This is a genomic window from Pontibacter fetidus, from assembly GCF_010119545.1.
Lineage (GTDB): Bacteria > Bacteroidota > Bacteroidia > Cytophagales > Hymenobacteraceae > Pontibacter > Pontibacter fetidus.
Genome location: NZ_JAAEAA010000006.1, coordinates 1 through 25,688 on the forward strand (window position 1 = coordinate 1; position 25,688 = coordinate 25,688).

Genomic DNA, 25,688 nt, shown 5'->3' on the forward strand with positions numbered 1-25,688 from the left:
TGATCAGGATATTTGAAAAGGGGCTAAATAAGAAAATTGGTTTGACCTTCCTGTAGAAATTGCGCACCCTAACCCGGCACAGGCTCCATACTCGGCTTCGCCTCGTTCACAGCCTGTACTAACCGTTAGCTACACACTTAAAACATTAACTTGAATGGTCCGCCACAATTTTCCAGCCATCGGCAAACCGTTGAAAAATCACTGAAAAATGTCCCTGCAGATCTCCTTTGGCAGCTTCGCGTTGCAGGTGCCACTTCCCTACTACCAGTATATTATCTGCTGACAATGGCCGTACTTCTTTCAGGTCGAAAGTGAGCTTACCCATAGCTGATACGTCGGGGTAGCTGCGTTTATAGTTGTCCAGGGTTTGTTGCCAGCCATATGTTAAGCCACTTTTGCCAATAAACAACAACGAGTCTGATTTCCAGTAGCCCTGCATGTAGCCTTCCAGGTTGCCGGCGCTCCAATGGGCTGCTTGTTCAGTCAGTACTTTTTTTACTGCTTCTATACTTTCGGGCTGGGTTATAGTTTGTGTTTGTGCTGTTGCAACTGGCCTGGCAGGTTGGCAGCTGCCAAGTATAAGTTGCAGACCAAAAGCCACTAGTAGTAGTAAACTATTTCTGGTTTTCATAAGCGGGAAGTATAGATTTGATATATGTTGTACCACCCAGGCGACCCATAGCGCGGGCAATGCGGCCTCGCTTGCGCAATACAAAGCCCGACGGATTTTTAGCGCTGTACTTGATCGGGTTTGGTAACACAGCTGCCAATAAAGCTGCCTGTTTTCGGCCTACATCTTTGGCTGGTTTGTTAAAGTATAGCCAACTGGCTGCTTCTACACCAAATACGCCATCGCCCATTTCGGCAATGTTCAGGTACACTTCCATTATGCGCGCTTTACCCCAGATCAGTTCAATCAGTACCGTAAAATAGGCTTCTACGGCTTTACGCAAATAGCTGCGCCCATGCCACAGAAAAACGTTTTTGGCTACCTGTTGGCTTATCGTGCTTCCGCCGCGTATGGTAGTGCCTTTACGATTCCGCTGAAAGGCATCAACTATAGCTTCCACATCGAAGCCGTGGTGCTGCAGAAAAAGCTGGTCTTCGGAGGCAACTACAGCCAGTGGCAACTGCTCCGACATTTCATCAAGGTCTACAAACGTATGTTTTATAGTTGGGTCGCTCTTGTCGGCTTTGCCGGCTTCGGCACGGCGTTTTACCATGTGCAGCGTAGCCGGCGGGTCTACCCACTTATACAGCAATACCCAGGCTATACTCAGCAAAAACAGGGTAAGCACCAACTTCACAAAAATTAACTTTACCTGGCGCAGGCCAATTCGCTTTTTACTCATAAAAGCTCTTCAGATTAAGGTCGCAAAGGTATAGCATTCACCGGATTTTTTCAGCCAAATTTTGAGATGCAATTATCTGCTTTCCGGTGCCGCTACGTATGGTTTAAACAAAAGCCGGTTTACCGGCTTATAACTACAAAACCCGTTGTGACCGATGCCAGACTATCTGCCCTTGTTTCCGTTGAATATTGTGGTGTACCCCGGCGAAAAACTGAACCTGCACATTTTTGAGCCAAGGTATAAACAACTAGTGCTCGACTGCATTATGAGCGGCAAAAATTTCGGCATCCCGACCTACATTCAGAACAGTGTGGGACAATTTGGTACCGAAGTAGAAATACTGGGTATTGAAAAGAAATATGATAACGGCGAAATGGATATCCGGAGCAAGGGCACACGCGTGTTTAAAGTGCTAAAGTTTGACAGAACTGCCCCGGGCAGGCTATATGCAGCCGGAGAAGTTGAGTGGGTAACATATGCAGATGACGAGGATATCGTTACCAAAACCAGGATCAGGGAATGTATGGAAAAACTATACGAGGCCCTCGGTTTAAAAAGCCTATCCATGGACCTGAAAACGGATTTTAAGAGTTTTGATATAGCCCACCAGCTGGGCCTTAACCTGGACCAGGAATACGCACTGCTGCAAATGCTACACGAAAGCGACCGCCAGGAAGCCATTTTACAACACCTCGAAAACATACTGCCCATTGTACTGGAAACCGAAAAACTGAAAGAGCGCGTAAAGCTCAACGGCCACTTCAAATACCTAAAACCACCCGAGTTTTAACAATCAATAAATCACTTTCTAACTTTCTAACTTATAAACTTTCTAACTCCCAAACTCTTAAACTCCCAAACTCCTACATGCTTCTTTACTTCCTCATCATCATACCCACACTTTTTATCGTGTTTCTGCTGTTCAGTTACTGGCAGGAATGGAAGTATAGGCGCAAACCATACTACAAACTTGCGGATGTAGGCTGGCGGCAAACCCCACTCCCATCCGATAATGAGAAAGTTTATTCGCTGGCAATGCTCGGCGATGTAGGCGCAGTGGCAACCGATGGCACTGACCCGGTACTGAACCAATTCAAAAAATGGCAGCAGCAAAATGAGGAGGCTGGCATCGCTGTTTTTCTGGGGGATAACCTGTACCCTGTTGGCTTGCCACCCGAAGGGCATCGTCATCGCTTACTGGCCGAGAAACGCCTGCAAACTATACTTGACCAACTACAGCACTATAATACCCGCTCCGTTTTCCTGAGCGGCAACCACGACTGGAACAAAGGCCGCCCTGACGGTTACCAGTACATGCTGCGCCAGGAAAAGTACATAACCGAAGCGTTGCAAAACCCCGAAAGTTACCAGCCCCCGCATGGCTGTCCTGGTCCGGTAACTATACAGTTGGCAGAAGGCTTGTTGCTGGTCGTGATCAATACGCAATGGTGGGTGCAACGCGGCGAAAAGCCATTAGGCAGCAAGTATAATTGCCCTTATACCGATATAGAAGAATTTTACATTGAGCTTAATACCCTGCTCCGCAAAAACAGGCATCAGCATATCATCATTGCTGCGCATCACCCGCTTTACAGCAACGCCCTGCATGGTGGTAAGTTTACCATCAGGCAGCACCTTTTCCCATTAACGGCGGCTCATAAACGTTTTCTGATACCGTTACCTATACTTGGTTCGCTTTACCCGTTCTACCGCAAGTTCTTCGGGGCTTATGAGGATATGTCGCATAAAAAGTATAAACGCATGCGTAAAAGGTTGTTGCAGATCTTTCACAGGTACCAGAACATAGTTTACGTAGCCGGACATGACCACAACCTGCAGCATTTCGAGAAACGGGGAAACCATTACCTGGTAAGCGGCTCCGGCAGTAAAACATCGTTCGTTAAAAAAGGCGGGAGCGCTACATTTACGTTAGAACAACCGGGCTTTGTAACGCTCAACTACTATAGCAACGGCGACATTTGGCTGGAAATACACATTGCCACACCAGGTACACCTGAGACAGCACCAGATGAAGTCATCTTCCGAAAAAAACTACAAACTATAACTGTACCCCGCGAACAGCCTGCTTGATACTTGGAGAAGCTGGTAATGTTAACAAATTAACCCATCCCTAACCCCTTCGAGTAGGAGAATTTATTTCAGCATGGCACAAGCGTCCTACCCTAGAAATTCTCCTGGTTTTAGAAAAGTGACTTGCTTTCGAAAGGTCTCGTGCCCATTAAATTATTTCCCCCGCTCGCGTCCCGCGTGTGAGCTACCTGTGGCGTCCTGACACGTTTTAAAATTTTCTTAAAAATTCTGACAACTATAAACTATAGTTTGATGTGGCCAGAGTCTGCTGATAATGCACACACGCGGGACGCGGGCAAGGTCCATATACTTGCGCGGGGATTACTTTTGTGTTTAACTACAAAATCTAATAATAGCCTTTACCAAACCAGAGGTATTTCAACTATACCTTCATAATCAAGAAATCTGCTTTTTTATTCATTCTCCGCTTCAGGCTGGGGCAATATTACTTTCAGGCTTTTAGGTTTAATTTTCACCCGTATTTCGTCGCTTAGTTTTACAGGTTCGCCATCAATGTGCATCACTTCATGCTCCGCGTTATGAATAATGGCAGAGCGGCAGGTAAGTTTACGGGTATAAACAGAGTCATCTATACTATCGGTGTATAGTTTGTATAGGATACCCAGCCCGGCTGCTTTCGGAAATCGCTCTATCAGGCAAATCTCAAAACGTCCGTCGTTAAGTATACCTGTGGGGTTTATGGCAGCGTTACTCCCAAATGCATTGGCGTTGGCTATAGTTACCATAAACGCTTCACCTTCAAACCGCTCCGTATCGGTTTCGATGGTATAAAACTTTGGCTCGTAGCTCAGGTATTCCTGCAAGGCTATCCAGGCATAAGAACCTGGACCACGCGTTTCTCCTTCGCTAAAACGCTTCACCACCAAAGCATTAAACCCCAGATCAGATAAATGGATGGAAGGCTGTCCGTTTATATCGAGGGTATCAATGTTACGCACCACATGGCGATGGATCAGCTCCAGAGCATTTTCGGTATCCTGGGGGATGTGCAGGTCTTTTGATAAACCATTACCAGAACCCAGCGGGATAATACCAAGCGGTGTAGAGGTATCTATCAGCAAGGCGGCCACCTGGCTAACCGTTCCGTCGCCGCCCACCGCAAATACTGCTTCCGGTTTATGTTCTGCTATCAGTTTTTTAATAGCTGCGTCGTCTTCTTCGCCGGTCGTTTTATAAAACACATGGGTTATGTTATGCTCCCGGCAAATGGTTTCTATCTCTTCTTCCAGCGCTTCCTTATCAATATCACCGGCTATCGGGTTAATGACGAACAGTATGGTATGGGGCACTTCATTTTCCATCTTCTTAACAGGTATTTCGTGTTTTGATACCACTGATACGGTAAATTACGGATAAGGTAAGGCACAAAAAAAACTAACCTGTACGATAGGTTAGTTTTTTCCTGCAAGCCCGTTACGGGCTTTGTTTACGTCTTATCTGCTTCCTGATTTAGATCCTCCAGATGAGCTAGAAGAACCTGATGATCCGGATTTTGAAGATGAACCTGATGATGAAGAACCAGATGCACCTCCTGAAGATTTAGAAGTTGTTGATTTTCCGGCATTTGTTTTACCTGAAGTTGACGAAGAAGAAGATCCTGACTTCGAAGAACCTTTTGAGTTATCGTTTTTAGTTGCCATTGTAATTTAGCTTTCAGTTTAAGTTTGTTTTAGATCAGAAGTACCCACAGCCTGCAGCTGTGTTGCGAGAGCTTATTTGCAGTAAACTGCAATACATTTATACATAAAGTTCTGTGTAAGGTTGTAAATGCTGCTATTTATTTTGCACTTTTTACGGAATTAAGTCTTCAGGCAGGCCTTTTGGGTATTCTTCTTGTATGGCTTGTTCTATTTTAGCTATCCGGTTACCGGGGTTTGGGTGGGTTTGGGCAAACTCGGGTCCGCTGGCACCGCCGCTGGTTTCTTCCAGTATGCGCATTACTTCCAGCATAGCCCTTGGGTCATAACCAGCTTCACCAGTTAAGCGCACCGCCGCCTGTCTGATTCCAGTTCATCCTCGCGCCCGTAGCGCATGTTCAGCAATTTTCCGATCATGGCGGCAGCAATGGCACCGGTCCGTGAGGCCGGGTTGCTAGGGTCGTAAGTTGCTATAGCTGCAGCGCCAGTAAGCCCCTGCGTAAGTTTTGCCTTCGCCAGTTGCTCCGCCGAATGCCTGGCTACCACATGCCCTATTTCATGCCCTAACACACCAGCTACCTGACCTTCCGAGTTTAAGCGTTTCAGCAAACCTGCGGTAATGAATACCTGGCCACCCGGCAAAGCAAAAGCGTTTACGGTCTGTTCATCCGCAAGCAAATGGAAGTCGAATTTATACGGCGATTTACCTGCGGCGGTCTGCTGTACTATAGCCTGGCCAATTTCTTTAATGCGGTTGGCCGCTTCCTGGTCCGGATGCAGGCCGCCATACTGCGATGCCATTTCAGGTGCAGCCTGTAGCCCGAGCGCTATTTCCTGCTCTACGGTCATGTCTACGTGTTGTTCTTCGCCGGTAAATTCGTTTTGTTCGGTATTGCACCAATATGTTACCAGCGACACAGCCGCAATTAGTATGGCAATTATGAATTTTATCAGTCCTCTCATAGTGTTAGGTTATAGTTGCATATAGTGCACTTTATTATATGTGTAGTAGCTTTTCGGATTTATACGGCTTTGCTTCACGTTGGCTCATAGCATACGTATAACCAAACGCAAACAAGCGGTACAAAAGCTACCGCAAAAAATGCTATACTTAACTATAGATTTATCGTATTACGTATACAAAAGCTGCCCGTAAGGGCGCAAAATACAGACCTAAACTATAGACTATGAATATGAAAAGAACATTTGGTGCCCTGCTTACCATACTGGGCATCATAGGTATTATCTGGGGGGCATATGCTTTCCTGATGGGTGGTGATGGTGTGGCAGTTGGCAAATTTACAGCTGCTGTTCCGTTTGTTATCGGGTTGATCTTCTTCTTTTCGGGAATAAGCCTTGTAAAGACAACCAAAGACCAGACCTGACAATAGTTATTATAAAACAAGAAAGCCCCGACATAACTGCCGGGGCTTTCTTGTTTTATAGTATACCAGGTAAACCTGTTTCCGAATTAGCTGTTCAGGGCAAAAGCGGGTATTTCAGCGGCAAAGCTTTCTACTGCCAGGTTCATGTTCAGGTAATCTGAGCGGTAAGACTTATCGTTGCTGTGCAGGTAAATTACCGTTTCATTTTTTATAGTTTCGATCACTTCTTTTGATACCTCGGTTGGTAACGCAGGGCAACCCAGGCTTCTGCCTAATCGGCCATACTGCTTTATAAAATCCTTGGTAGCATAATCGGCACCATGTACCACTATAGCACGTTCTCTTGCATTTGTATTAAAGCCTTTATCCAAACCATCCAGTTTAAGCGATAAGCCGTGTTTGCCGAAGTAAGTGTTATCGGTAACATAAAAACCTAAGCTGCTCATGTAAGAGTTTGGTTGGTTCGAGAACTTAACAGCCTGTACATTGCCAGTATTGCGACCGTGCGCTACCAACGTGTTGTACAATACCTTTTTAGCTTTCAGGTCTATTACCCACATACGCTTCTCGCGGCTCGACTTTGTGAAATCAATAACGGTAAGTATAGCTTTGGAAGAAGATACTTTGTGGCGCTGCTTCAGGTTCATGAAGCCAATATAGGCTTTCTGGAAAACGGGCAGCGATAAGCCTTTACCTTTCAGGTCGGCATCATCATAAATATCTTCTACGTGTTCTGTAAAAGCCAACTGTTTCTGGTCGTATGACATGGCGCTGCTGGCAGTGGTTGCCTTATCTGTAACTAAGGCTGAAGTTGCAGCCGGGCTTGCTGCCATAGGGTTGGCTTCCGGCGAGTTTGAGGACATTAGGCTCAGGGCTAGTAAGAGGATAGCTGTTCTCAACATAGGTTTTGTAAGATATCTGGTTAACGTGGTTCGTTTTGTAACAGGTAAAACCCTCAAAATTGTTCCATCAGGGTAAAAATGCCACTTATGTAGTACCCAAAATGCTGTAAGCTAGCACTATAACAAAATAAACGCAACACAGACGCTTAATAGTATAATTATACCTAATTAAAGTATAGTTTTTACGCAACATTAACTATAGTTCACCCATTGTTTTACAGGCATTTTGATTATTTATACTTTACTTTTGCAGCATGAAAAACCTAAAACAGCTCCTATACTTATTGTTGTGTTTTATGACCTGGTCGTGCTACACACCCGAAAGCCTGAAAGGATTTGACAGCGATACCTGGAAAGCGGATAAAAACGCCTGCAAAGGAGACCGTGCTAAATTAGCTCCCGAGTTTGAAAAGATAAGAAAGGAGATGTATGGCAAAAAGGAATTTATAGTGCGAAACGTACTGGGTAAGCCGGATAAGGAAAACTTACTGGAACGCAGCCAGCGAATTTATTACTATTACCTAGAGGCCGGAACGCAGTGCCAGGACGCCAGCAAACTTTCTGAAGCCAACCGCCTGGAAGTACGAATAAACTCCTTGGGCAAAGTATCGGGTATCAGCTATAGCAACCCTGAAGAACTGACAAAGCCCGAGTAAACCCGGGCTTTGATAAAACTATAGTTGTGCGGTAACCTTAGTGGTTATACAATTCGGTCAGCTGGTAAGCATTTTGACGGCCTTCCAGTTCCAGGAAACGCTTTAACTGCTCTGAAGACAGCACTTTGGTCAGGGCTTTGTCATTCTGGAAATGCACTTTCTGGATGGTGGCATCGTTGGCAGTTGCTGTTTGTTCTGATTGTAATAACTGCTGATAGCGCTGTTCGTTTAACAGTTTTACCTCTTCCTGCTGCGGTACGGTCAGTTTCAGTTCCTGCACCATTTCTCTGGTCAGCAGTTCGGGACCTGCCACTTCAACTGCCAATACTTTTTTATCCAGACTATCGTCTCCTTTTGTTAATCGCTGCGAAAAACCTGAAGAAGAAACCAGGCCAAGCGCCAGTATAAGTATATATATTTTCATAAAATCACTGATTTGAAAACCTGCTGAGCTACAGGATATGTTACTAGCTACTTCAACGGAAATTCCCGGATCAGGTTAGCCTATTTTAGTATATTTTTTATAAACTACATATTGGCCTTTACTCCCTCGCATTTAGCAGAAATATGATTATTCCAAATACCATCAATACTATATACAGAATAACATATATTAAGCGGTGCAAAATGAATGCAAACCAATTTAAACTATAGACTATAATCCATAATTGCGTTTGGTATTTTAGCAAGCAACACTATTAAACTTAAATGTGAATTTTGGAGAGCATAATATAACATAAAGGCCGCAGTGGTAAACCCACTGCGGCCTTTATGTTATAGTTAAGTTATACTTTAATCAGGGGCTGTTTGGTACAGTATGGTCTTCGCGTTTAAAGAACTGCATGGCAATAAAACCAATCATCGCACCCGATATAACGCCTTCCATCATAAGTACCATAAATATGACCAGGCCCGGCGTGTTGGCAACCTGCTCTCCTACCATCCGGTTTGAGGTCAGCACTTTAAGTAAGGCATCGTCAAACGCTTTGATATACACCAGCATAAATACCGAAAAGATGAGTGTACCGACTAAAGCCGTCAGAAACGCGGCGCCAAGGCCACTTAAGTAACCAATGTTGCCATGCTTTGCACGCTTAAACGCCCGTAAGGCCAACACAATACCTATCGCCATTATTACCGAGTTCAGAAAACGAAACTCCAGTATGTGCACCAACCCAAGCAGGCGCATTATCAGAAAATAACCAATAAGTCCGGCGGCAGTCAGGAGGCCATACTTCAGGCCAATCTTTTCCATAGTTCAGGTAGTTTGTAAAGGGTTAACTATAGTTATGCGTTAGATGCGCTCCGTCATGGTATGGCCTTCGCGCTTAAACCACTGCATAGCTATAAAGGCCGTAAAGAAGCCCGGTATAGTGCCGTAAATAATGGTGAGCAGCATTAACGATAACAGGGAAATACTTTTCGGGAAGAGCGCACTTGCCTGCAGGTTCTCTAAGTAAGTGGCATTAAACAAGCCAATGTAGAAACCTAGGAAAATAGCCAGAATGACCGAAGACACCACCCCAACCGTAGCACCTATACCCAGGCCTTCAAAGTACCTGATGTTCCCGTTGTTTAAACGCTTCACTTTCGAAATAGCTATAATAATACCGATGATCAGGAATAAACCACTTAAAAAGGAAAGCTCAACTACGTCGTGCAGCCCCAGCAAGCCCATGAGCAGGAAATAAACGATGTGTGCTATTCCTACAAATATGCCATACTTGATCGATACTTTCTGATAATCTGCTTTTGTGGATGCCATATGAATGTTGTTCTAGGTATATCAATTAGTTTCTGATGAATGAACAGTTTAGCTGCGCAAATGGTTATAATACAAGCAAATGCACAAATAAAAGGTTATTTGCAGTGCAGCTAACCGAATATTATTTAAACAATATACTATAGAAGTAAGGGTGGCGTTGTGATTTGAAGCATAATTTTTTGCTATATAAGGCAGAACTGACTGTAACAAAATCATTTACCAGAGGGGCAGGCGTTAATTTCTTTAAATGCCCGAGTCCGTATTTCAGTATTCCCGACTTTTATTTCGTAGTTTTGCAATAAGAATCAATTTTAATTCTCTAACACAAACGCATGATCAGTACTAGCAATGTAAGTTTACGTTACGGTAAGCGCACATTATTTGAAGATGTAACTATAAAATTTGTACCTGGTAACTGCTACGGCCTGATCGGTGCCAATGGTGCCGGTAAATCTACTTTCCTGAAGATTCTGTCGGGCGAGATAGACCCCAACACCGGCTCAGTTGATATTCCACCAAAGGCCCGCCTTGCTGTTTTAAAGCAGAACCACTTTGCTTACGACGAGTATCCTGTACTTCAAACGGTTATCATGGGCCATAAACGCCTGTTCGATATTATGCAGGAGAAAGACGCCATTTATGCCAAAGCTGATTTTACAGATGCAGATGGCGAGCGCGCTGCCGAACTGGAAGGCGAATTTGCCGACATGGAAGGCTGGAATGCGGAGTATGAAGCAGCTGAGTTGTTGAGCGGCCTAGGTATAAGCGAAAACCTGCACTACTCGTTAATGCGCGACCTGAGCGGTAGCGAAAAAGTACGTGTGTTATTGGCACAGGCCCTTTTCGGTAACCCGGATATCCTGCTACTGGATGAGCCTACCAACAACCTGGATGCGGAATCGATCATGTGGCTGGAGAACTTCCTGGGCAATTTCCAGAACACGGTTATAGTTGTATCGCACGACCGCCACTTCCTGGATGCGGTTTGTACACACGTAGCCGACATCGACTTTGGCAAGATAAAAATGTTTGCCGGTAACTATAGTTTCTGGTACCAGTCGAGCCAGCTGGCGCTTAAGCAGCGCTCCGATGCCAACAAGAAAACCGAAGACAAGCGTAAAGAACTGGAAGAATTCATCCGCCGTTTCAGCGCCAACGCTTCCAAATCAAAACAGGCTACTTCACGTGCCAAGTTGCTCGAAAAACTGACCGTAGAAGATATACAGCCATCGTCGCGCAAGTATCCTTACATCGCTTTTAAGCCAGAGCGCGAAGCAGGTAACCAGTTATTGCAGGTAGAGAACCTGAGTAAGTCTATTGAAGGGCAGCCGATATTTACGGATGTAAGCTTCATGGTTGATAAAGGTGATAAGATTGCCATACTTGGCCGGAATGACGTTGCCGCTACGGTGTTCTTTAAAATTCTGGCTGGTGAAATGGCTGCCGATTCCGGTGACTTTAAGTGGGGCACAACGATCAATACAGCCTTCTTCCCGAAAGACAACGCCGAATTCTTTAACACCGACCTTAACCTGGTAGATTGGCTGCGTCAGTTCTCTGTGGAGAAAGACGAAAGCTTTATCCGTGGTTTCCTGGGTCGTATGTTGTTCTCCGGCGAAGAGTCATTGAAAAAAGCTAACGTATTGTCGGGTGGTGAGAAAGTACGCTGCATGTTCTCTAAGATGATGCTGCAGTCTGGTAACTTCCTGGTAATGGATGACCCGACCAACCACCTGGACCTGGAATCGATCACGGCCCTGAACAATGCCCTGAAAGATTTTGACGGAACGGTACTTTTCGCCTCGCACGACTTACAATTTGTAGATACTATCGCCAACCGTATCATAGAGCTGACACCAAACGGCATGATCGACAAGCGCATGACCTACGAAGAATACCTGCAGGACGATAACATCCGTGAACTACGTAAAAAAATGTACGAAACAGCAACTGTATAACTTAAACATGTCTGCTACCCCTACTCCTCATTTTGCAAAGTGCCTGCTGGCACTTTGCTTTTTTTTGTGCTATAGTTTAAGTGCAGTAGCACAGGTTGAACCGGACACCGTTAAGCGCAAGCCTACCTTGCCTGCCGGCCCTCCGGGCAGCCCGCAACCCGCACCTGCGCAGGTTAAGCCAAAACCACAGGCACAACCCAAGCCGCCGGTAACACAACCGGAAGTGGTAAAGCCGCAGGATGAGCAGGAAGAAGAGGAGCCGCAGGAATTTATTGATAAGCTATACTTTGGCGGCAGCTTTGGTTTACAGTTCGGGAGCTACACCAACATTACTTTGTTGCCCATTATAGGTTACAGGGTTACAGACAAGTTTAGCGTTGGTACAGGTATAGTTTACCATTTTATAAGCGATGGCGGTGTTAGCCTGCACAACTATGGCGGGCGTGCATTTACGCAACTGGAAGTTGTAAATATCGGGGATGGTGCGCTACTGGCACATGCCGAAGTAGAAGCCCTGAGCCGGCAATATTTACGGGTATACCCTAACTATACGTATGACAAGCTGCGAAAGACTCTTGTAATGCCCATGTTCGGGGTTGGTTACAGGCAACGCATCAGCGAAAAAGCTTCTTTCGACCTGCTATTGCTATATAACATGAACGATGACCCGGTAAACCCCTATAGCAACCCGGTTATACGGGCTGGTATAAATCTACCATTCAGGCGCTAAATTTTAGCAAGCTTATAAAAATAAAAGGGCTGCCCGGTAAGGCAGCCCTTTTATTTTTACATATGATCAATGGTTAGGTTAGCCCCTAATAAGGCGTAACAGCACCATGATAACGGCGATTACTAATAGAATGTGAATCAGACCACCAACGGCATCCGGGAAGCCCAGGAAACCAATCAGCCAAAAAATCACAAGTATAACTGCTATAATATACAATAAATTTCCCATAGTTTTAATTGTTTAATGAAGGTTCAACGTTGTTTGTTTGTTTGTTTATTAACGTGTTTTCTGAAATGAAGTTAAACTCCCCGGACCAATCGCAGCAAAACTGCAATTACAGCCAGTACAAGTAGCACATGTATGATACCACCTACGGCATCCGGAAATCCTAAAAAGCCGATCAGCCAGAATATTACCAGCACCACAGCAATGATATAAAGTAAGTTTCCCATTATATAAGAGTCTTTAGTTTAACGACAACTGCCAGTTTGTATCGGCTACACACCGGTGAGAGTCAGCAGTTGTACTTTTTTGTTTAAGCTTTTACGCATATATATCATAAAGGATGTATTAAACCGTTCTTTTTTCTGAAATAAAATATTGTTACAACTTATATCATTACTTTTCATGCCCATTGCAACAAACCCCTAACTACTTAATCATCAATAAAGTTAGCTACTGCCTAACACAACCTGCATTTCCCGATCAAAAAGCATTAACAGTATTGCATAATATTTTTGTAAAGGTAATGTGTTGCTCCGCAGGTTTAGCTACTTTTTGAAGTATAAGAAGATACGTTTGATTATATCTCTGGATTAACAGATTTTATTTTAGCTTTGCATACAATACCAAACTATACGTTTACACAACCTATGAAGAAAGTAGCAGTTATTGGCTCAGGAACTATGGGCAACGGCATTGCGCACGTATTTGCACAAAATGGTTTTCAGGTGGCCCTGGTTGATATATCGGAAGATGCGCTGAACAAAGCGCTGGGCACGATTGCTAAAAACCTGGACCGTATTATTGCCAAAGGCAACCTGACTGAGGAACAGAAAAAGCATACTTTAGATAATATTACGACTTATACCAGCATGCAGGACGGCGTAAAAGACGCAGAACTTGTGGTAGAAGCTGCGACTGAAAACGTAGACCTGAAACTGAAGATCTTCCGCGACCTGAACGCTTTTACAAAACCGGAAGCTATACTTGCCAGTAACACCTCCTCCATCTCTATTACCAAAATAGCCTCGGTTACCGATCGTCCGGACAAAGTAATAGGCATGCACTTTATGAACCCGGTTCCGGTAATGAAACTGGTGGAGATCATCCGTGGCTACTCTACTTCTGATGAAGTGACACAACAGGTAATGGACATATCGCTGAAGTTGGGCAAAGTACCAACCGAGTGCAACGACTACCCTGGCTTTGTGGCAAACCGCATCCTGATGCCAATGATAAACGAGGCAATTTATAGTTTATATGAAGGCGTTGCTGGCGTAAGTGAGATTGACACTATTATGAAGTTGGGTATGGCACACCCGATGGGCCCGTTGCAGTTAGCTGACTTTATAGGCCTGGATGTTTGCCTATCTATACTTAATGTATTACACGACGGCTTTGGTAACCCGAAATACGCACCTTGCCCACTGCTGGTAAACATGGTGCAGGCAGGCCACAAAGGTGCTAAAACCGGCCAGGGCTTCTATAGTTGGACCCACGGCACCAAAGAACTAGTAGTTGCCGATCGTTTTAAGAAGAAATAATTGTTGATTGATAAATTGTTGAAGGTTTAACCTTCAGCTATAGTTCTCAGCTATAAAATTAAAGCCGCTGCAGGTTATACTTGCAGCGGCTTCTTGATTTCAGACGCTCACAGGTTTGAAAAACGCTGTGAGGTCATTTTGGATCAAGCAGACCTCACAGTGTCTATCAGACCTGTGAGCGTCTAACGGTAACTATAAAACAGAAGAGCATTCACCACTTAGGCAAAGACTCTTCTAATTATATAGTTAATTACTATTTAGATTTCAGGTCAACAAGTTAACTATCCAACAATTTAACTAGAAAACCTAAACTGCTACCGCATTCTCACGCAGCGCGTCGTTCAACGATGTTTTCAGGTCCGTGCTTTCTTTACGCTGTCCAATGATTAGGGCGCAAGGCACCTGGAAGTCGCCGGCAGGGAATTTCTTAGTATACGAACCCGGTATAACCACAGCGCGAGGTGGCACATAACCTTTGTATTCTTTCGGCTCGCTGCCAGTTACATCTATAATTTTAGAGCTGCCGGTTATAGTTACACCAGCACCGATCACGGCTTCTTTGCCTATGCGGCAACCTTCCACCAGTATGCTTCTCGATCCTATAAAGGCACCATCCTCAATGATAACCGGGGCAGCCTGCACTGGCTCTAATACACCACCAAGACCAACGCCACCACTTAGGTGCACATGCTTGCCTACCTGCGCGCAGCTACCAACCGTAGCCCAGGTATCCACCATAGTACCTTCGCCAACCCATGCGCCGATGTTTACATACGACGGCATCATGATCACACCTTTAGAAAGATAGGCACCATAACGCGCAATAGCATGAGGCACTACGCGCACGCCCTGCGCTGCATAGTTTGTCTTCAGTGCAATCTTATCATGAAACTCAAAAGGACCTACTTCTATCGTTTTCATGGTCTGAATCGGGAAGTACATCAGCACGGCTTTCTTCACCCACTCATTTACTTTCCAATCGTCGCCTACGGGCTCAGCTACACGTAGTCTGCCCTTATCTAAATCTTCAATTACAGCACGTACTGCTTCTACAGTAGCCTGCTCCTGCAACAGCTCACGGTTCTCCCAGGCTTGCTCTATTATCGTCTGAAGCGTCATCTAAAATATAGTTGATATTGAATAATGCGTAAAAGTATTAAATTTAACCGATGTCTGAAAAGAGAATTCTGCTTGCCTCACTGCTAAAACCCGTAAACGATACCCGTATGTATGGCAAACTCGGGCTTTCGCTCAGCAAGTTACCTAACACGCAGGTGCATATTGCAGGCTTTTCGGCGCCCCTACCCGCATCTGTTCCGGTTAATGTGCAGTTATACCCAATTTTCTCTTTTGGCAGGTTAAGCTTACAAAGGTTTACGGCGCAGCAAAAATTCTGGCAACTGTTACAAACTATAAAGCCTGACCTGCTTATAGTTTGTACCCATGAGCTGCTGTTAACCGCCTGGCTATACTGCAAACGTTACCGCTGCCACCTGATCTACGATGTACAGGAAAACTATAGTTTAAACCTTACAGCCCAGGACAGTTACAACCCTATACTAAAAAGAGTGCTGGCTACTGGGGTAAGACAAATAGAACAACTGACAGCCCCAACTATAAATCACTTTTTACTGGCTGAGCAAAGCTATGCCCAGGAACTGCCTTTTATAGACAAGCGCTTTACTATTCTAGAGAACAAGTTTAAGCCGGAAGCCAACTATAGCCAGCCCACTACTCCGGTGCAGGTTAGTCAGGGCAAGGGCATAAAGCTGCTTTACTCTGGCACAATATCCGGTGTTTATGGTGTGTTTGAGGCAGTGCGACTTGCAGAACAGCTACATACTATAAACCCGCTGGTAACACTAACTATAATCGGGTATTGTGCCCATGCAGGTACCTTACAAAAGCTAAAGCAAACTATAGCTGATAAGCATTACATTTCTTTAATAGGTGGCGAAAAGCTAGTACCGCACGCAGAAATTCTCAAGGCCATAGCTACCCATGATATCGGGCTATTACCTTATCAGCCAAACCCAAGTACCTTCAGGTGCATCCCTACAAAACTATACGAGTATATGGCTTATGGCCTGCCTATACTTATACAGCAAAACCCTATCTGGGAAAACCTGTTAAATAAAGCAACAGTTGGCTTAAACATAAACTTTATTGAGCCAAATGTTACTACCTTATTACAAACACTTTATAACACACATTTTTATAGTTCTGGAATACCCGATGATATTTACTGGCAAACGGAAGAGGAAAAGCTGATGAGTGTAGTAACGCCACTTTTACAAGACAATAATGTGTAAGATAAAAATAAATTTATTTTTAGACGTATCTAAATTTTAGAAATAACAGTATATTTGAACATCAAACAACTAAACTATGCGCAATTCAAAAATAGCTGGCGTTGGCCATTACGTACCGGAGAAAGTAGTTACAAACAAAGACCTGGAAAAGATCATGGACACGTCGGATGAATGGATCCGGGAGCGTACCGGCATTGTTGAACGGCACTACTTTACAGAAGGCGTGGACACTACAGCTAACATGGGAGCCAATGCGGCACGCATGGCCCTTAAAAATGCCGGACTAGAAGCTACTGACCTCGACCTGATTGTTTTTGCTACGCTAAGTCCTGACTATGTTTTTCCGGGTTCAGGGGTGTTATTGCAGCGTGAACTTGGCCTGAAAGAAATTCCTGCCCTGGATGTGCGAAACCAATGCTCTGGTTTTATTTACGCACTTTCTGTAGGCGACCAGTTTATTAAAACAGGCATGTACAACAATGTGCTGGTAGTTGGTTCCGAAATCCACTCCAGCGGCCTGGACTTCTCGACGCGCGGCCGCAATGTATCGGTTATTTTTGGCGATGGTGCCGGCGCGGTAGTGCTTACACCTTCTGAAAGCACAGATAGAGGCATACTATCTACGCACCTGCACGCCGATGGTGAGTTTGCTGAAGAACTTGCCGTATTGGCCCCAGACACCAATAAGAAAGACCGCCTGACGCATGAAATGATAGATAACGGAGCCATTTATCCATACATGAATGGTAACACAGTATTTAAACATGCGGTAACCCGCTTCCCGGAAGTAATTGAAGAAGCACTTAACAAAAACGGCTATAAAGCATCTGATATTGACATGCTTATACCACACCAGGCTAACCTGCGCATAACGTCTTACATACAACAGAAAATGGGTTTACCAGCCGAAAAGGTGATGAGCAACATTCATAAGTATGGCAACACTACGGCTGCATCGGTGCCTATCGCGCTGAGCGAAGCAGTGCAGGAAGGACGCATTAAGGAAGGAGACCTGGTTTGCCTGGCAGCATTTGGAAGCGGCTTTACCTGGGCCTCTGCTTTAATCCGTTGGTAATAATGAGTAATGGCTAATGAATAATGATTAATAAGATAACCGGTAAGCCCTATTCTTCATTGATCATTATTCATTATTAATTGAACACCTGTGCACAGCTTTACAGAAGAGAATTACATAAAGGCGATTTATAAGTTATCGGGTGGCAGCAAAGATGGCGTAAATACCAATGCCATTGCCGATGCCATGGATACCAAAGCTGCTTCGGTTACGGATATGTTGCGAAAGCTGAGCGCCAAAGGCCTGGTAGATTATGTGAAGTATAAGGGTGTTTCGCTTACGGAGACCGGTGAACGCGTGGCGTTGCAGGTAATCCGGAAACACAGGCTATGGGAAGTTTTTCTGGTAGAGAAGCTAAAATTTAACTGGGACGAAGTACACGAAGTAGCCGAAGAACTGGAGCATGTAAACTCCGAACTGCTCACCCGCCGCCTCGATGAGTTCCTAGGGCACCCGCAATTCGATCCGCATGGCGACCCTATTCCGTCGGAAAACGGCGAGCTGAAACTAAAGCCACAAAAGCTGCTGGCCGAAATGGAGGTACATGATGCAGGTATAGTAGTTGGCGTAAACGACTCGCAGCCCTTGTTTCTTCAGTACCTCGATAAGATGGGAATTTTCCTGGGAGCTAAAGTTAAAGTTCTGGATAAAATACCCTATGATAGTTCATTGGAGATCAACATAGAAAACAAAAAGAACCTGATTGTATCCAGCGAAGTTGCCCGCAATATTTTCCTGTCTGCTTAAGCTAGCTGTATGATGTGGTACCGCACCTCACTCCTGCTCTCAACTATAGTTTGCCTGCTCTGCTGGGGCTGTTCGCAAACTATAAACAAAGGCCCTGTACCCGAAGGTAAAAAAATGTATGTGGTAACTACCACCGGTATATTAGCCGATGCTGTTGCGAATATAGTTGGCGATGCTGCTACCGTAGAAGCTATAATGGGCAGTGGCGTGGACCCGCACCTGTACAAAGCAACCCAGGGCGACCTTCAGAAACTGACCGATGCCGATCTTATAGTTTACAATGGCTTGCACCTGGAAGGTAAGATGGGCGAAGTGTTAGCTAAACTAAGTCGATTCAAATCTGTAGTGGCAGCTGCCGACGGCATTCCTGAAAATATGCTGCGTAGGTCTGAACAGTTCCAGGACAGCCACGACCCGCATGTTTGGTTTGATGTGTCGTTATGGAAAAAGGTTGTAGCGCACCTGGCTAACGAACTACAGCGCAAAGACCCTAAGAATGCCAAACTATACGCCCAAAATGCCACGGCTTATTTGCAGCAACTGGAACAGCTACACTCCTATACTAAACAGGCTATTGCTTCCATCCCGAAACAGCAGCGCATTCTAATTACTGCGCATGACGCGTTTGGCTACTTCGGGGATGCTTACGATATAGATGTGCGGGGCTTGCAGGGTATTTCTACGGTATCGGAGTTTGGCTTGCAGGATGTTTCGTACCTCGTAAATTTTATAGTACAACATAAGGTAAAAGCTGTTTTTGTAGAGTCGTCGGTATCCCCGAAAGCCATTGAAGCAGTAGTGGTTGGTAGCCGTAAAAAAGGGCATGAAATAAAGATTGGCGGCACATTGTTTTCCGATGCGCTCGGTGAAAAAGGCACCCCTGCCGGAACCTATACTGGCATGGTCAGGCAAAACGTAAACAGTATTGTATCTGCTTTAAAATAATATACTTATCTCATGATACTTCAAGTAGACAATCCGGTAGTGGAAGTGCACGACCTGACAGTGAGTTACGACCGCAAACCCGTACTATGGGGCGTAGACCTGACCTTGCCTGCCGGTTCGCTGGTTGGTGTTATCGGTCCGAACGGAGCCGGTAAGTCTACGCTGATAAAAGCCATCATGGACCTGTTGCCGGCCAGCAGCGGATATGTGCGCATTTTTGATGAACCTATAAAGCAGGTCCGCAATCGTATTTCGTATGTGCCGCAACGCGAGTCTGTAGACTGGGATTTTCCGGCTTCGGTGTTTGATGTGGTGCTGATGGGGCGCTACGGAAAACTAGGCCTGTTTAACCGTCCGCGCAAAGCAGACAGAGATGCTGCCATGCAGGCGCTCGAAAAAGTAGGCATGCAGGCCTTTGCCGATCGCCAGATATCACAACTATCGGGTGGGCAGCAGCAGCGTGTGTTCCTGGCGCGGGCACTGGCCCAGAATGCCGACATCTATTTTATGGATGAGCCTTTTGCCGGTGTAGACATTGCCACCGAAACGGCAATCATAGAATTACTCAGAACGATGCGCGCGCAGGGTAAAACAGTTATAGTTGTGCACCACGACCTGCAATCGGCAAGCGAGTATTTTGACTGGGTAGTATTGCTTAACATGCGCCTGGTAGCCTCTGGCCCAACCGAGCAGGTGCTGACACAGGAAATGCTGGAACAAACCTACGGTGGCAAACTAACCGTGCTCAGTAAAGTAGGCGATCTGCTCCGCAAACAGGAATTCCCGGCAAGGGAAAGATGAGAGTTAAATAGTTAGAGAGTTTAGGAAGGAAGAGTTAAAGAAGTTAGAAAGTGATCCTGATGATGCGCATAGGACTATAGTTAGCTAACATCCTGCCTATCCTTTTCATCCTGAAAATCCTGGTTCAGACATTTTTAACAAACAACAATTTACCTACTAACAAACAGCAATTAGCAACCAACAATAAAAGCCCATGTCTGAGTTTATAGAGTTCTTTTCGTTTGGGGATGCCAACATACGCTATGTAACGATAGGCTCGGTGCTACTGGCCAGCAGTTCGGCGGTGGTTGGTTGCTTTACGCTGCTCCGGAAACGAGCACTGGTTGGCGATGCTGTGGCACATGCTGTTTTGCCCGGGGTTTGTTTAGCTTTTATACTTTCCGGTACCAAAAATCCTTTTATACTTTTGCTTGGCGCCTTTGTGACCGGCTGGCTCTCCCTTATCCTAATCGATTACATTACTTCCCGGTCGCGCATTAAGGAAGATACAGCCATTGGCCTGGTGCTGTCGGTTTTCTTTGGTATCGGCATTTTATTACTTACGTCCATCCAACATTCAGGCAACGCAGCCCAAAGTGGCCTCGACAAGTTTCTGTTCGGGAAAGCGGCCTCGCTTGTCGGGGAAGATCTGGTTGTTTTTAGTGCAGTGGCTATATTGCTGCTCATTACAACTATACTTTTTTATAAAGAACTAAAGCTGCTTTGTTTCGATGAGACCTTTGCCAAAAGTATAGGTTTCCCGGTCAGGTCGCTGGAGTTGCTGCTTACTACACTTACCGTATTTGCTGTGGTGGTTGGTATACAGGCTGTTGGTGTAGTGCTGATGGCTGCCATGCTGATTACGCCCGCCGCAGCTGCCCGCTTCTGGACCGAACGTTTGGGAGTTATGCTTTTACTGGCTGCTATTATTGGTGCTTTTTCGGGTATAACGGGTGCTTTTGTGTCGTATACGGCTCCGGCCATGCCAACCGGCCCCTGGATCGTACTCATCGTATCAATGATCGCCATTTTGTCGTTTGCCTTTGCCCCGAAACGCGGTTGGGTAGCCCGAATGTTGCGCCGCCGCCATAACAAAACCCAGATACTGGAAGAAAACCTGCTGAAGTTACTTTACCAACTCGGCGAACAGCACGAAGATTATTTCAGCAACCGGACTCTGGATACGATACTATCGCGCCGTAATATACCAAAGCGGGAAGCTTTAGCAGGCCTGGCCAAGTTAAAAAGACAGGGATACATTAAACGTCATGCTGAAGGCTGGGCGCTGACACAGGAAGGCGAAACACGAGGCAAACGCGTTGTGCGTCTGCATCGCCTATGGGAGCTATATTTAACGCAATACCTGCAGCTGGCCTCCGACCACGTGCACGAAGACGCCGAAACGATAGAACACATCATCACTCCCGAGCTGGAACAGAAACTGATGGAAGAACTGAATTACCCGGCCCTGGATCCGCATCAAACCAAGATACCTTAGTTTAGAAGTTATAAAGTTTGGAAGTTTGGAAGTTAGAAAGTGTAGATGATTGTAAAGCGCCATAATTCGTGTGTTAAACTATAGCCGGTTCATCAATTCAACCTCTGATTATTTAGCAATTCAATAATAAACAACCAGCAATAATATATGAACGCTTTCTGGATTATACTGACCGGATCATTGGTGGCAACCTGCTGTAGTTTACTGGGCTGCTATCTTATACTTCGCCGGATGGCGATGGTGGGCGATGCTATTTCGCATGCGGTGCTGCCGGGTATCGTTATCGCGTTCCTTTTTACCGGCTCCCGGGACTCTATCCCGATGATAATTGGTGCAGGACTTCTGGGCGTGCTTACTACATTTCTGATTGAGTTTTTTCACCGGTACGCCCGCGTGCAGGCCGATGCTTCTATCGGTATTACGTTTACCTGGCTTTTTGCTATCGGTATTATACTAATCTCGGTATTTGCGGGGCAGGTAGACCTGGATCAGGATTGCGTACTTTACGGAGAGATCGCGTATGTGCCTTTAGACCTGTGGCTTACAGATTCTGGACTGAGTTTTGGGCCGCGCACCATCTGGACGCTTGGCTTTGTAACCTTGCTGATTATCGGGTTTATTTTGGTGGGGTATAAAGAACTGTTCCTTACTGCTTTTGATCCCGGCTATGCCGCTGTTATCGGCATCTCGACAACGCTTTGGTATTACCTGCTAATGACGGCTGTTTCGCTTACTACGGTCGCCTCTTTTGAGTCTGTGGGGGCTATATTGGTGGTGGCTTTCCTGGTTGGGCCGCCAGCAACTGCTTATCTGCTTACTGATAATTTTAAGACAATGCTGGTACTTTCGGTAGCGATTGGAGTGGTGGCTGCTATAGTTGGCTATTACCTGGCTTACTGGCTCGATGGGTCTATTGCAGGTGCCATCGCAACTATTACAGGGCTACAATTTGGTCTGGCCTTCCTGTTCTCCCCTTTACACGGACTGTTATTTAAAAACAAAAAGGCTATACCAGTTTAAATACCTGCATCGTTACGAAACTGTTTCCGGCTATAGTTTGTAGTTCGCTCAAAATGCCTCTGATATGAAAAAGATATATACCTTGTTGTTACTGTTCGTTTTGGCTTCCGGCATCATGGCTTTTACCAGTTCAACCACTCCTGACGAAGGTAAAAAAGGAAAAGCAGAAACTATAAACTGGATATCAATAGAGGAAGCAGAGGCGAAAATTAAAAAGCAGCCCCGCAAAATCCTGATCGATGTGTATACCGACTGGTGCGGCTGGTGCAAAAAAATGGATCAGACCACCTTCTCTGACCCTGAAGTTGCAGCTTATATTAATAAACATTATTACGCTGTAAAACTGGATGCTGAGGGTAAAAAACCTATCACTGTGAAAGGCCATACCTATACATTTAAACCCGAGTACAAATCGCATGAGCTGGCCCTGGCATTACTAAATGGCCAGATGAGTTACCCGTCCACTGTTTACCTCGACGAAGAAATGAAAATGCTGACCCCAGTTGCCGGTTACCTCGATAAAAAAGCCTTCACAAAAATCATTCGCTACTTCGGCGAAAACCATCACAAAACCATGACCTGGCAGGAGTACGAAAAACAGAAATAAGTTTTGTTCCTTCAGTGCTGAGTTACGATTGGCCCGTTCAACTTCCTATTTCACGAGTCTCTGGGCTCGAAACTGTCTGCCGTGTTTCGTCTCCTGACCCAACTACCCCCATAGCAAGGATGCTGTCTTTAGTTATGTAGTTGTCCAACCAATCCATCCTATCTAAGACAGGAGCTTTTCGTCTACTACATTTGTCATTTCGACCAGTGGGAGAAATCTGGTTGCGTTTACACACCCCTGCCCCTCCCTATAGCAGGGCCATTTCATTCTATTCTTTGCCCTCGCTCGCGTCCCGCGAGTGTGAGGTACCTGTGGACTCTGGCCACTTTAAACTGCGCCTGGGGCACAAGTGGCGGGACGCCACTAAGTAGCTCACACTCGCGGGACGCGAGCGAGGGCGCTTTATTAAATGATTTCAGCAGAATGAAACAGCCCTGCTCCCTATAGGGGAAATTCTGCCTTACCTATAGTTTGATTTATAGTTCTATAGTTACTGGCATAGCACGGACAGGTCGCGACCTGTCCCTACGGAACTATAGCCACGCTCAACGTCGAAGCGATTAAAATCAAATTATAGAAGAACTATAGCTATGAGAAACTTCTCAGTCTTTGGGTTGAGCGCCTTTGACTTGTTGCGGTGCCGAAGGCAATCCGACGAAGGAGGATAGCAAGAAGGCAGCAGCGCGATGCCCGAAGACGGGGCCTCCCGGCCCAGGAGGGAGCCAAGCCGATTTGAAACTATAAGTAAGTAGAGCTCCCAGGATGATAGGAAGTTTGAAAGGATAGCTTGGCTCAGATAGCAAGTAACGTCAACTATAGGACACATAGGATTCCTCGGCTAGCGCTCGGAATGACAAATAATCAACTATACCATTAGACGCTAGCAGGAGCTGGGCACGCTGCCAGTTCTTCGTGCAACTATAAGCTGAGACAAATTCCTCCTTCCATAGAAATGACAATAAAAAAACTATTATAATACTTCCAACAACCAACTATAAATCAAATCCAACTACATCAGCAGATAAATGTTAAATTTGTAATCTTATAAAAAGAACTGATTTGAACCCGCATATACTTACCAACGATACCATTGTAGCTGTAGCCACTGCAGCTGGAGCAGGTGCTATTGCCGTTATCCGTCTTTCCGGACCTGATGCTGTAACTATAACCCAACGGGTGTTTAAAGGTAAAAACCTGGAGCAGCAACCTTCGCATACTATCCATTTTGGCACTATCCGCGACGAAGGCAAGATTGTAGATGAAGTGCTGGTATCGTTGTTTAAAGCCCCTCACTCCTATACCAAAGAAAATGTGGTAGAGATATCGTGCCATGGCTCTGATTATATTGTGCAGCAAATTGTAAAGCTGCTTCTGAAGCAGGGCGCACGATTGGCCAATGCCGGCGAGTTTACCAAACGCGCCTTCCTGAACGGGCAGTTTGACCTCGCTCAGGCCGAAGCAGTGGCCGACCTGATCGCTTCTGACTCAGCGCTGTCTCATGAAGTGGCCATGAAACAGATGCGCGGTGGGTTCTCGCAGGAAATAAAACGCTTGCGTGCCGAACTTGTGCATTTTGCCTCGATGATTGAGCTGGAACTGGACTTTGGCGAAGAAGACGTGGAGTTTGCCGACCGCGACCAGCTGCGTAATCTTATCCTGAACATACAGCGCATTATCCGGGAATTGCTGAAGTCGTTTGAGCTGGGCAATGTTATAAAAAATGGTGTGCCTACTGTTATAGTTGGCAAGCCCAATGCCGGTAAATCTACGCTGCTTAATAAGCTCCTGAACGAAGAAAAAGCCATTGTATCAGATGTGCCGGGAACTACGCGCGATTTTATTGAGGATGAGATAAGCCTGGGCGGTATCACGTTCCGGTTTATCGACACAGCCGGCCTCCGCGAAACTACTGACAAAGTAGAAGCCATTGGTGTGGAGCGTACCCTGCAGAAGCTGAGCCAGTCGTCGCTGATCATTTACCTGTTCGACATAACTACTACTACTCCTGAAGAAGTTCTGTCCGAATTGCAGGAGCTCAACCCTAAAAAACTACCTGTACTGCCGGTTGCCAATAAAATAGACGAAGCTTCACCTGCTACCCTTTCTGCGTTCGATAACCTACAGGATATAGTTAAAATTTCGGCAGTAGCAGGGGCTAATATGGATGCGCTGAAAGATGCGCTGGTAGAAAAAGTAAACCTGGGCAAACTTAACACCCAGCAACAAACTATAGTTACCAACCTCCGCCACGTAGACAGCCTGAACAAAACCTACACAGCCCTCGACGACGTGCTCAACGGCCTGGCGCTGGGCATGAGCGGAGACCTGGTAGCAGCTGACATCCGCCGTGCCCTTTATAGTTTAGGCGAGATAACCGGAGAAATCACCACCGATGACTTGCTGGATAATATTTTCACTAAGTTCTGCATCGGAAAGTAGTT

General features: G+C 45.6%; 27 protein-coding genes and 1 pseudogene. 17 read left to right on the plus strand and 11 right to left on the minus strand.

Features of this window, described 5'->3' with window-relative positions:
* Window positions 1-145 precede the first annotated feature (145 nt).
* Both GWO68_RS05795 and mtgA read right to left on the minus strand, forming a co-directional pair.
* The gene (locus GWO68_RS05795; protein WP_162345484.1) at window positions 146-631 is read right to left on the minus strand and encodes a YybH family protein; all 486 of its coding nucleotides are present in this window, start codon (window positions 629-631) and stop codon (window positions 146-148) included.
* Window positions 615-1,352 carry a monofunctional biosynthetic peptidoglycan transglycosylase gene (gene mtgA / locus GWO68_RS05800; protein WP_162345485.1) on the minus strand — a complete coding sequence of 246 codons (738 nt, stop codon included), beginning with the start codon at window positions 1,350-1,352 and terminating at the stop codon, window positions 615-617. The genes GWO68_RS05795 and mtgA overlap by 17 nt, the downstream gene beginning before the upstream one ends.
* A 154-nt stretch (window positions 1,353-1,506) precedes the next feature.
* Here mtgA and GWO68_RS05805 point away from each other — a divergent pair, with 154 nt between their 5' ends.
* Both GWO68_RS05805 and GWO68_RS05810 read left to right on the plus strand, forming a co-directional pair.
* The gene (locus tag GWO68_RS05805) at window positions 1,507-2,142 is read left to right on the plus strand and encodes an LON peptidase substrate-binding domain-containing protein (protein ID WP_162345486.1); all 636 of its coding nucleotides are present in this window, start codon (window positions 1,507-1,509) and stop codon (window positions 2,140-2,142) included.
* A 77-nt stretch (window positions 2,143-2,219) separates the two neighbouring features.
* Window positions 2,220-3,443, plus strand: a complete 1,224-nt coding sequence (locus tag GWO68_RS05810; RefSeq protein WP_162345487.1) for a metallophosphoesterase — start codon at window positions 2,220-2,222, stop codon at window positions 3,441-3,443.
* Between the two features lie 413 nt (window positions 3,444-3,856).
* Here the strand turns inward: GWO68_RS05810 and GWO68_RS05815 are convergent, their stop codons facing one another.
* On the minus strand, window positions 3,857-4,798 hold the full coding sequence (locus GWO68_RS05815) for a diacylglycerol/lipid kinase family protein (RefSeq protein ID WP_317164493.1): 942 nt from the start codon (window positions 4,796-4,798) through the stop codon (window positions 3,857-3,859).
* Between the two features lie 88 nt (window positions 4,799-4,886).
* Here GWO68_RS05815 and GWO68_RS05820 point away from each other — a divergent pair, with 88 nt between their 5' ends.
* The gene (locus GWO68_RS05820) at window positions 4,887-5,114 is read left to right on the plus strand and encodes a hypothetical protein (protein ID WP_162345488.1); all 228 of its coding nucleotides are present in this window, start codon (window positions 4,887-4,889) and stop codon (window positions 5,112-5,114) included.
* Between the two features lie 141 nt (window positions 5,115-5,255).
* Here the strand turns inward: GWO68_RS05820 and GWO68_RS05825 are convergent.
* Window positions 5,256-6,064: pseudogene (locus tag GWO68_RS05825) on the minus strand (M48 family metalloprotease).
* Between the two features lie 230 nt (window positions 6,065-6,294).
* Here GWO68_RS05825 and GWO68_RS05830 point away from each other — a divergent pair.
* Window positions 6,295-6,486 carry a hypothetical protein gene (locus tag GWO68_RS05830; RefSeq protein ID WP_317164495.1) on the plus strand — a complete coding sequence of 64 codons (192 nt, stop codon included), beginning with the start codon at window positions 6,295-6,297 and terminating at the stop codon, window positions 6,484-6,486.
* A gap of 86 nt (window positions 6,487-6,572) precedes the next feature.
* Here the strand turns inward: GWO68_RS05830 and GWO68_RS05835 are convergent, their stop codons facing one another.
* Window positions 6,573-7,349, minus strand: coding sequence for a murein L,D-transpeptidase catalytic domain family protein (locus tag GWO68_RS05835; RefSeq protein WP_235941960.1), 777 nt, complete (start codon window positions 7,347-7,349; stop codon window positions 6,573-6,575).
* 293 nt (window positions 7,350-7,642) lie between these two features.
* Between GWO68_RS05835 and GWO68_RS05840 the strand changes: the two genes are divergently transcribed.
* Window positions 7,643-8,044: a hypothetical protein gene (locus GWO68_RS05840; protein ID WP_162345491.1), complete on the plus strand. Its 402-nt coding sequence runs from the start codon at window positions 7,643-7,645 to the stop codon at window positions 8,042-8,044.
* Window positions 8,045-8,081: 37 nt separating this feature from the next.
* Here GWO68_RS05840 and GWO68_RS05845 read toward each other — a convergent pair whose 3' ends face one another.
* From GWO68_RS05845 to GWO68_RS05855, 3 genes are all read right to left on the minus strand, one after another.
* Window positions 8,082-8,468, minus strand: coding sequence for a hypothetical protein (locus tag GWO68_RS05845; RefSeq protein WP_162345492.1), 387 nt, complete (start codon window positions 8,466-8,468; stop codon window positions 8,082-8,084).
* Window positions 8,469-8,840: 372 nt separating this feature from the next.
* Window positions 8,841-9,299, minus strand: coding sequence for a DUF4199 domain-containing protein (locus GWO68_RS05850; protein WP_162345493.1), 459 nt, complete (start codon window positions 9,297-9,299; stop codon window positions 8,841-8,843).
* Window positions 9,300-9,338: 39 nt separating this feature from the next.
* Entirely contained in the window at window positions 9,339-9,809 is a 471-nt protein-coding gene (locus GWO68_RS05855) for a DUF4199 domain-containing protein (RefSeq protein ID WP_162345494.1), read from the minus strand.
* Between the two features lie 332 nt (window positions 9,810-10,141).
* Here GWO68_RS05855 and GWO68_RS05860 point away from each other — a divergent pair, with 332 nt between their 5' ends.
* Window positions 10,142-11,767 carry an ABC-F family ATP-binding cassette domain-containing protein gene (locus GWO68_RS05860; protein WP_162345495.1) on the plus strand — a complete coding sequence of 542 codons (1,626 nt, stop codon included), beginning with the start codon at window positions 10,142-10,144 and terminating at the stop codon, window positions 11,765-11,767.
* Between the two features lie 7 nt (window positions 11,768-11,774).
* Complete coding sequence (locus GWO68_RS05865) at window positions 11,775-12,497, plus strand: hypothetical protein (RefSeq protein WP_235941961.1); 723 nt, start codon at window positions 11,775-11,777, stop codon at window positions 12,495-12,497.
* Between the two features lie 78 nt (window positions 12,498-12,575).
* On the opposite strand, the gene GWO68_RS05870 is transcribed toward GWO68_RS05865, so the two are convergent.
* Both GWO68_RS05870 and GWO68_RS05875 read right to left on the minus strand, forming a co-directional pair.
* Window positions 12,576-12,725: a lmo0937 family membrane protein gene (locus GWO68_RS05870; RefSeq protein WP_162345496.1), complete on the minus strand. Its 150-nt coding sequence runs from the start codon at window positions 12,723-12,725 to the stop codon at window positions 12,576-12,578.
* A gap of 71 nt (window positions 12,726-12,796) precedes the next feature.
* A complete protein-coding gene (locus tag GWO68_RS05875; RefSeq protein WP_162345497.1) occupies window positions 12,797-12,949 on the minus strand; it encodes a lmo0937 family membrane protein in 153 nt (50 codons plus the stop codon).
* 420 nt (window positions 12,950-13,369) lie between these two features.
* Here GWO68_RS05875 and GWO68_RS05880 point away from each other — a divergent pair, with 420 nt between their 5' ends.
* Entirely contained in the window at window positions 13,370-14,263 is an 894-nt protein-coding gene (locus GWO68_RS05880; protein ID WP_162345498.1) for a 3-hydroxybutyryl-CoA dehydrogenase, read from the plus strand.
* 306 nt (window positions 14,264-14,569) lie between these two features.
* Here GWO68_RS05880 and GWO68_RS05885 read toward each other — a convergent pair whose 3' ends face one another.
* A complete protein-coding gene (locus GWO68_RS05885; RefSeq protein ID WP_162345499.1) occupies window positions 14,570-15,382 on the minus strand; it encodes a 2,3,4,5-tetrahydropyridine-2,6-dicarboxylate N-succinyltransferase in 813 nt (270 codons plus the stop codon).
* 50 nt (window positions 15,383-15,432) lie between these two features.
* Between GWO68_RS05885 and GWO68_RS05890 the strand changes: the two genes are divergently transcribed.
* From GWO68_RS05890 to mnmE, 9 genes are all read left to right on the plus strand, one after another.
* Window positions 15,433-16,575, plus strand: coding sequence for a glycosyltransferase family protein (locus GWO68_RS05890; RefSeq protein WP_162345500.1), 1,143 nt, complete (start codon window positions 15,433-15,435; stop codon window positions 16,573-16,575).
* Between the two features lie 76 nt (window positions 16,576-16,651).
* Window positions 16,652-17,650, plus strand: a complete 999-nt coding sequence (locus GWO68_RS05895; protein WP_162345501.1) for a 3-oxoacyl-ACP synthase III family protein — start codon at window positions 16,652-16,654, stop codon at window positions 17,648-17,650.
* A gap of 90 nt (window positions 17,651-17,740) precedes the next feature.
* Window positions 17,741-18,397, plus strand: coding sequence for a metal-dependent transcriptional regulator (locus tag GWO68_RS05900; RefSeq protein ID WP_162345502.1), 657 nt, complete (start codon window positions 17,741-17,743; stop codon window positions 18,395-18,397).
* A gap of 9 nt (window positions 18,398-18,406) precedes the next feature.
* Window positions 18,407-19,342, plus strand: a complete 936-nt coding sequence (locus GWO68_RS05905) for a metal ABC transporter solute-binding protein, Zn/Mn family (protein ID WP_162345503.1) — start codon at window positions 18,407-18,409, stop codon at window positions 19,340-19,342.
* A 12-nt stretch (window positions 19,343-19,354) separates the two neighbouring features.
* Entirely contained in the window at window positions 19,355-20,143 is a 789-nt protein-coding gene (locus GWO68_RS05910; protein WP_162345504.1) for a metal ABC transporter ATP-binding protein, read from the plus strand.
* A gap of 193 nt (window positions 20,144-20,336) precedes the next feature.
* Complete coding sequence (locus GWO68_RS05915; RefSeq protein ID WP_162345505.1) at window positions 20,337-21,620, plus strand: metal ABC transporter permease; 1,284 nt, start codon at window positions 20,337-20,339, stop codon at window positions 21,618-21,620.
* A 147-nt stretch (window positions 21,621-21,767) separates the two neighbouring features.
* Window positions 21,768-22,640, plus strand: coding sequence for a metal ABC transporter permease (locus GWO68_RS05920; RefSeq protein ID WP_162345506.1), 873 nt, complete (start codon window positions 21,768-21,770; stop codon window positions 22,638-22,640).
* A gap of 64 nt (window positions 22,641-22,704) precedes the next feature.
* The gene (locus GWO68_RS05925) at window positions 22,705-23,247 is read left to right on the plus strand and encodes a thioredoxin family protein (RefSeq protein ID WP_162345507.1); all 543 of its coding nucleotides are present in this window, start codon (window positions 22,705-22,707) and stop codon (window positions 23,245-23,247) included.
* A gap of 1,059 nt (window positions 23,248-24,306) precedes the next feature.
* Complete coding sequence (gene mnmE / locus GWO68_RS05930; RefSeq protein ID WP_162345508.1) at window positions 24,307-25,686, plus strand: tRNA uridine-5-carboxymethylaminomethyl(34) synthesis GTPase MnmE; 1,380 nt, start codon at window positions 24,307-24,309, stop codon at window positions 25,684-25,686.
* The last annotated feature ends 2 nt before the right edge of the window (window positions 25,687-25,688 follow it).

What these genes read in the sequence shown, in the direction of transcription:
- GWO68_RS05795 (WP_162345484.1), bottom strand. Translation starts at nt 631, where the DNA reads ATGAAAACCAGAAATAGTTTACTACTACTAGTGGCTTTTGGTCTGCAA.
- mtgA (WP_162345485.1), bottom strand. Translation starts at nt 1,352, where the DNA reads ATGAGTAAAAAGCGAATTGGCCTGCGCCAGGTAAAGTTAATTTTTGTG.
- GWO68_RS05805 (WP_162345486.1), top strand. Translation starts at nt 1,507, where the DNA reads ATGCCAGACTATCTGCCCTTGTTTCCGTTGAATATTGTGGTGTACCCC.
- GWO68_RS05810 (WP_162345487.1), top strand. Translation starts at nt 2,220, where the DNA reads ATGCTTCTTTACTTCCTCATCATCATACCCACACTTTTTATCGTGTTT.
- GWO68_RS05830 (WP_317164495.1), top strand. Translation starts at nt 6,295, where the DNA reads ATGAAAAGAACATTTGGTGCCCTGCTTACCATACTGGGCATCATAGGT.
- GWO68_RS05835 (WP_235941960.1), bottom strand. Translation starts at nt 7,349, where the DNA reads ATGTCCTCAAACTCGCCGGAAGCCAACCCTATGGCAGCAAGCCCGGCT.
- GWO68_RS05840 (WP_162345491.1), top strand. Translation starts at nt 7,643, where the DNA reads ATGAAAAACCTAAAACAGCTCCTATACTTATTGTTGTGTTTTATGACC.
- GWO68_RS05845 (WP_162345492.1), bottom strand. Translation starts at nt 8,468, where the DNA reads ATGAAAATATATATACTTATACTGGCGCTTGGCCTGGTTTCTTCTTCA.
- GWO68_RS05850 (WP_162345493.1), bottom strand. Translation starts at nt 9,299, where the DNA reads ATGGAAAAGATTGGCCTGAAGTATGGCCTCCTGACTGCCGCCGGACTT.
- GWO68_RS05855 (WP_162345494.1), bottom strand. Translation starts at nt 9,809, where the DNA reads ATGGCATCCACAAAAGCAGATTATCAGAAAGTATCGATCAAGTATGGC.
- GWO68_RS05860 (WP_162345495.1), top strand. Translation starts at nt 10,142, where the DNA reads ATGATCAGTACTAGCAATGTAAGTTTACGTTACGGTAAGCGCACATTA.
- GWO68_RS05865 (WP_235941961.1), top strand. Translation starts at nt 11,775, where the DNA reads ATGTCTGCTACCCCTACTCCTCATTTTGCAAAGTGCCTGCTGGCACTT.
- GWO68_RS05870 (WP_162345496.1), bottom strand. Translation starts at nt 12,725, where the DNA reads ATGGGAAATTTATTGTATATTATAGCAGTTATACTTGTGATTTTTTGG.
- GWO68_RS05875 (WP_162345497.1), bottom strand. Translation starts at nt 12,949, where the DNA reads ATGGGAAACTTACTTTATATCATTGCTGTGGTGCTGGTAATATTCTGG.
- GWO68_RS05880 (WP_162345498.1), top strand. Translation starts at nt 13,370, where the DNA reads ATGAAGAAAGTAGCAGTTATTGGCTCAGGAACTATGGGCAACGGCATT.
- GWO68_RS05885 (WP_162345499.1), bottom strand. Translation starts at nt 15,382, where the DNA reads ATGACGCTTCAGACGATAATAGAGCAAGCCTGGGAGAACCGTGAGCTG.
- GWO68_RS05890 (WP_162345500.1), top strand. Translation starts at nt 15,433, where the DNA reads ATGTCTGAAAAGAGAATTCTGCTTGCCTCACTGCTAAAACCCGTAAAC.
- GWO68_RS05895 (WP_162345501.1), top strand. Translation starts at nt 16,652, where the DNA reads ATGCGCAATTCAAAAATAGCTGGCGTTGGCCATTACGTACCGGAGAAA.
- GWO68_RS05905 (WP_162345503.1), top strand. Translation starts at nt 18,407, where the DNA reads ATGATGTGGTACCGCACCTCACTCCTGCTCTCAACTATAGTTTGCCTG.
- GWO68_RS05910 (WP_162345504.1), top strand. Translation starts at nt 19,355, where the DNA reads ATGATACTTCAAGTAGACAATCCGGTAGTGGAAGTGCACGACCTGACA.
- GWO68_RS05915 (WP_162345505.1), top strand. Translation starts at nt 20,337, where the DNA reads ATGTCTGAGTTTATAGAGTTCTTTTCGTTTGGGGATGCCAACATACGC.
- GWO68_RS05920 (WP_162345506.1), top strand. Translation starts at nt 21,768, where the DNA reads ATGAACGCTTTCTGGATTATACTGACCGGATCATTGGTGGCAACCTGC.
- GWO68_RS05925 (WP_162345507.1), top strand. Translation starts at nt 22,705, where the DNA reads ATGAAAAAGATATATACCTTGTTGTTACTGTTCGTTTTGGCTTCCGGC.